General features: G+C 44.7%; 3 protein-coding genes and 1 pseudogene. 2 read left to right on the top strand and 2 right to left on the bottom strand.

Translation table 11 applies throughout. From position 1 onward, the window contains the following. Window positions 1-224 precede the first annotated feature (224 nt). Together K5Q99_RS21350 and K5Q99_RS21345 are read left to right on the top strand one after the other, a co-directional pair. A complete protein-coding gene (locus tag K5Q99_RS21350) occupies window positions 225-1,436 on the top strand; it encodes an NnrS family protein (protein WP_220778067.1) in 1,212 nt (403 codons plus the stop codon). Continuing rightward, window positions 1,420-2,829 carry an ammonia-forming cytochrome c nitrite reductase subunit c552 gene (locus tag K5Q99_RS21345; protein WP_220778068.1) on the top strand — a complete coding sequence of 470 codons (1,410 nt, stop codon included), beginning with the start codon at window positions 1,420-1,422 and terminating at the stop codon, window positions 2,827-2,829. The genes K5Q99_RS21350 and K5Q99_RS21345 overlap by 17 nt, the downstream gene beginning before the upstream one ends. A 159-nt stretch (window positions 2,830-2,988) precedes the next feature. Here K5Q99_RS21345 and K5Q99_RS21340 read toward each other — a convergent pair. Together K5Q99_RS21340 and K5Q99_RS21335 are read right to left on the bottom strand one after the other, a co-directional pair. Continuing rightward, window positions 2,989-3,932, bottom strand: a pseudogene (locus K5Q99_RS21340) (IS256 family transposase). Between the two features lie 197 nt (window positions 3,933-4,129). After that, window positions 4,130-4,222: transposase (locus K5Q99_RS21335; RefSeq protein ID WP_220777347.1), on the bottom strand; the 93-nt coding region annotated here is incomplete at its 5' end.

Here is a 4,222-nt window from a genome sequence, read left to right as displayed (position 1 = left end):
TAGCAGTAGGTTGTTTCGCCATCAGGCAAGATAAAAACAAACAACCTAATAAATAACACAGTTATAAACAACTTACCCTTGAGGGACACTCCCTCAAGGGCGTGTGTTCCTCTAAATTTAGAGAGAAACACACGAACAATGATGCTTGGCCACATGGCATTAGTTCAATATCTCCAGAACTTCCCAATGCGTCTTATCTGTCGTCTGCAACTAGGGTGAAAACTATGCTAAATATTGATGATCCTACACAAACCGAACGAACTCATGCGTTATGGCGACTAGGCTTTAGACCTTTTTTTCTTGGGGGAGCAATATTAGCTGCGTTATATATCCCTTTGTGGTTACTAACTTGGTTTACTCCTCAATATAGTTTTTTTCCTTCATCTTTTTGGAGTAAAGTATTGCCCCTATGGTGGCATCCACATGAAATGTTGTTCGGTTTTGCAATCGCAATTGTCTGTGGTTTTTTACTTACTGCGGTTCAAAATTGGACAAATCAACCCACATTAAAGGGATGGCCACTTGCGTTGACCTTTAGTTGCTGGTTGCTGGCACGATTATTACTGTTACTCCCTATTCAAGTTCCACTAATTTTGCCGGCATTATTTGATTCATTGTTCCTTGGTATGACAAGCCTTACCCTATGGCGCTGCATTTATAAGGTGAAGCAATGGCGCAATATTGGTTTTCCGATTATGTTGTTTGCAGCACTCGTGATTAACAATGTCAGCTATTACGCTTTATTTGAACGCGACTTCATCCTTGCCAATCAAATTTGGCAGGCCATGTTATGGTGGTTAGCCTTACTTATCACCATAGTTGGTGGGCGTGTCATTCCATTCTTTACCGCGATGCGCATTAAGGCTACTAAAGCAGATCCCTTAACTTGGGTTGAATACCCGCTGATCCTGACGATGATCTTGCTCGTCATTCAATCACTCATCCACCTTATACCTCAGGAAGTCGAGCGAGGCTTACTACTCATTACAGGGCTCTTGCATCTAGTCCGATTTGTACGCTGGTTACCCCATAAAACACTGACGGAACCTATGCTGTGGTCCTTGCATCTTGCCTATTTAATGTTGCCACTTAGCCTGTTAGCCATGAGTTGGTATCTCGATAATGAATATGCCTATCGCAGCCTGCTTCACCTATTTGCTATTGGTTGTATGGCTACCCTGTGTCTTTCGATGATCTCCAGAGTGTCACTCGGGCACACAAGTCGAAATATTTATGAAGGCCCGAAAATGATCTTAGCATTTATCTGCCTACCATTAGCGGCACTGCTCAGGGCATTGATGCCCATCTGGTTTCCGGCCCACTCCCAAGTATGGTTATGGTTGGCTGGCACTTGCTGGTTTATCGCATTTGCACTGTTTGTATGGCACTATTTGCCAATACTCTTTCGCCCTCGTATTGATGGGCGCCCAGGTTAATATTGATGTTAGGACAAAAGGTTACAAAGTGAAAACTTATTTTAAAACAGTTACATTGCTAAAATTGATTTGCTTGTTCGTCATCACTACATGTACATCTGTAGCGGCTTCCGATACTAGCAATCAACAAAAATATCCTAACCAATATCAATCTTGGCAAGCCACCTCTGAACAAGTTGAACGCGAGGATATGCTCGCCAATTATCCCGCCAGCATCATACTCTGGGCAGGATCTTCCTATGCCAAAGAGTACCATAGCCCACGTGGACACCATTTTGCCGTTGCCGATGTGACGCATACTTTACGTACGGGTACGCCACCTAAAGCAGGAGAGAATGGGTTATCCGCCAGTTGTTGGACCTGCAAGACACCGGATGCCCCTAGATTGATTGAACAACTGGGATTTGAAGGATACTCCGCTAAAAACTTTACCGATCTGGGCAAAGAGATCCAAAGCGTAGTGTATTGCAGTGACTGCCATGAATCTGGCACTCATAAATTAGCCTTACCTCGCCCTCATGCGCAAGATGCGATGGCTAAAATTCATCTGCCATTCGATAAACAAGATATTAATATGCAAGGTGCGCAGGTTTGTGGTCAATGTCATGTCACTTACTATTTCCGTCCGGAAAAAAGTAATGTTGTCAACATTCCCTGGATATTTGGCAATACCGCTGATGATATTGAAAAATACTATGACACTCGCCGCTTCTTCGAATGGATCCATCCTCTTTCGAAAACGCCCATACTCAAAGCACGTCATCCTGAGTTTGAACACTGGAGTCGCAGTAAACATGCCGAAGTCGGTGTCACTTGCATTACCTGCCATATGCCTACCCAGCAGGATGCAAAAGGTGTTGAATTTACGAGCCATAAAGTTGATAAGGCCTTACCGCACTTTGATAGTAGCTGCAGCGGCTGCCATAGCAGCAAAACCAAAATCGAAACTAAACTCGCGGCGAATAAGTTAACTATTGAAACAAAAGCCCGCGAAGTGGAAGCTTTACTCGTCAAGGCTCATTACGAAGCCAAAGCAGCATGGGATGCCGGTGCTAAATGGGAGAATATGAATGAGCCCATTATTGCGATACGACACAGTCAGTGGCGCTGGGACTTTGCCATGTCTTCACATGGTTTGTATGCACATAATCCACAAGAAGGTAAGCAGCTTTTAGATAAAGCCATTGAACAAGCGAACGAAGCACGTCATCTGCTCGCTGGAATATTGAAGCAACTTAACGTTACTCAAGTTAGCTATCCAGATATCAGTACTAAGGAAAAGGCCCATCAAGCAATAGGGTTAGTTGAGACTGATTTAATTAAAGAAAAACAAAAGTTTATTCAGAATGATGTTAAGAAACACTGGCAACCAGTTAGTCAATATGGTTATTAGTGAGATTTAGTATTGCTAGTAGGGCGTTCGGAATTCAGCATCAGGCTAAAATTAAATGTCTAAGCATGCTGTCTAAACGCCCTTTAATGTATTAGTTCAGACTAGATCTGACACATCGTCTTCAAAATATGAGAGTTAGAGACTATAAAAGGCTATTTATTATAACGACACACGGTTGCTGTACATGAGCATAAACTGCCTCATGGCAGGCTTCCAATCTCGTAGTGGCATTGTCCACTTTTTAGCAATCTGGTGTAAAGCCAGATACAGCAACTTCAGCACCGCGTCATCACTCGGAAACGACCGCCTGGTCTTGGTCACCTGACGTAGGCTGGCATTGAGTGATTCGATGGCGTTGGTGGTGTAAATCACCTTGCGGATTTCCGGGGGACAGTCGAAGAAAACGCTAAGCCTTGTCCAGTTTTCGCGCCAAGATTTGCTGATACTTGGTTGCTGCTTATCCTACGTCTCGGCAAATTGCTTCAGGGCTAGTTCGATTTGCTGCAACGGCTTTACGCTCTTTCCAACTGACAAAGTGCAGGCTGTTGCGGATTTGATGCACGATGCACAGCTGTACCTGCGTTTTAGGGTAAACCGCTTATATCGCATCCGGTAAGCCCTCAAGGCCATCAACGCAGGCGATCAAGATATCTTCTACACCGCGGTTTTTAACGAACAGCGCGAAATTCTCCGACCATAGCTTATGAGCCAAAGCTAATAAGTACTGCATTAGTTACTTGTGAGATAAAGGTCGGCGAGACTTCAACACCATAGGTTTCTTCAAAGTGGGCTTGGATATCACGGGTAGACATGCCTCTGGCGTAAAGCTAGACGATGCGCTAATCAAAGCCGCCGAGCTGTTTCTCGCCTTTCTTGATGAGCTTAGGCTCAAAGCTGCCATTTCGGTCTCGCAGTGGGTCAAGCTCAATGTCGCCGTGAATAGTGCGTACTGATTTACGGCTTTTACCGTTAAGGGAGTTGCCAGTATTTTTACCGGCCGCATCATGTTTGGCATAACCAAGATGCTGCTCCATCTCGGCTTCAAGAGCACGCTCAGCAAGCTTTTTAGTCAACTGCTTAAGGATACCTTGCTCACCAAGCAGGTCTTGAGGGGATTTGTAATCAGCTAATAACTAATCGATAAGCTGGTCTGATACTGGCATTCTTTTTTCCTTTCAAATACATGGATAGAATGCCACTTACACAGATCTTTTTATACTCTCACTTTTATCGGATAGCGCGGAAAACCTCGCCGTTCAGGGCGAGGATGAATAGCGCAACGGCGAAGCCGTTCTGAGGGCTACGCCGGAGTTTGTTGCTGCTCAATATACTGCCGGATGATCTCAATTGGCGCACCACCACAGCTCCCCGCAAAATAACTGGGCGACCAGAG

Origin of the sequence: Shewanella hafniensis (assembly GCF_019655335.1) — a bacterium.
Taxonomy (GTDB): domain Bacteria; phylum Pseudomonadota; class Gammaproteobacteria; order Enterobacterales; family Shewanellaceae; genus Shewanella; species Shewanella hafniensis.
The sequence above is the reverse complement of the archived record's forward strand: the minus strand, read 5'-3'. Positions and strand labels throughout refer to the sequence as shown.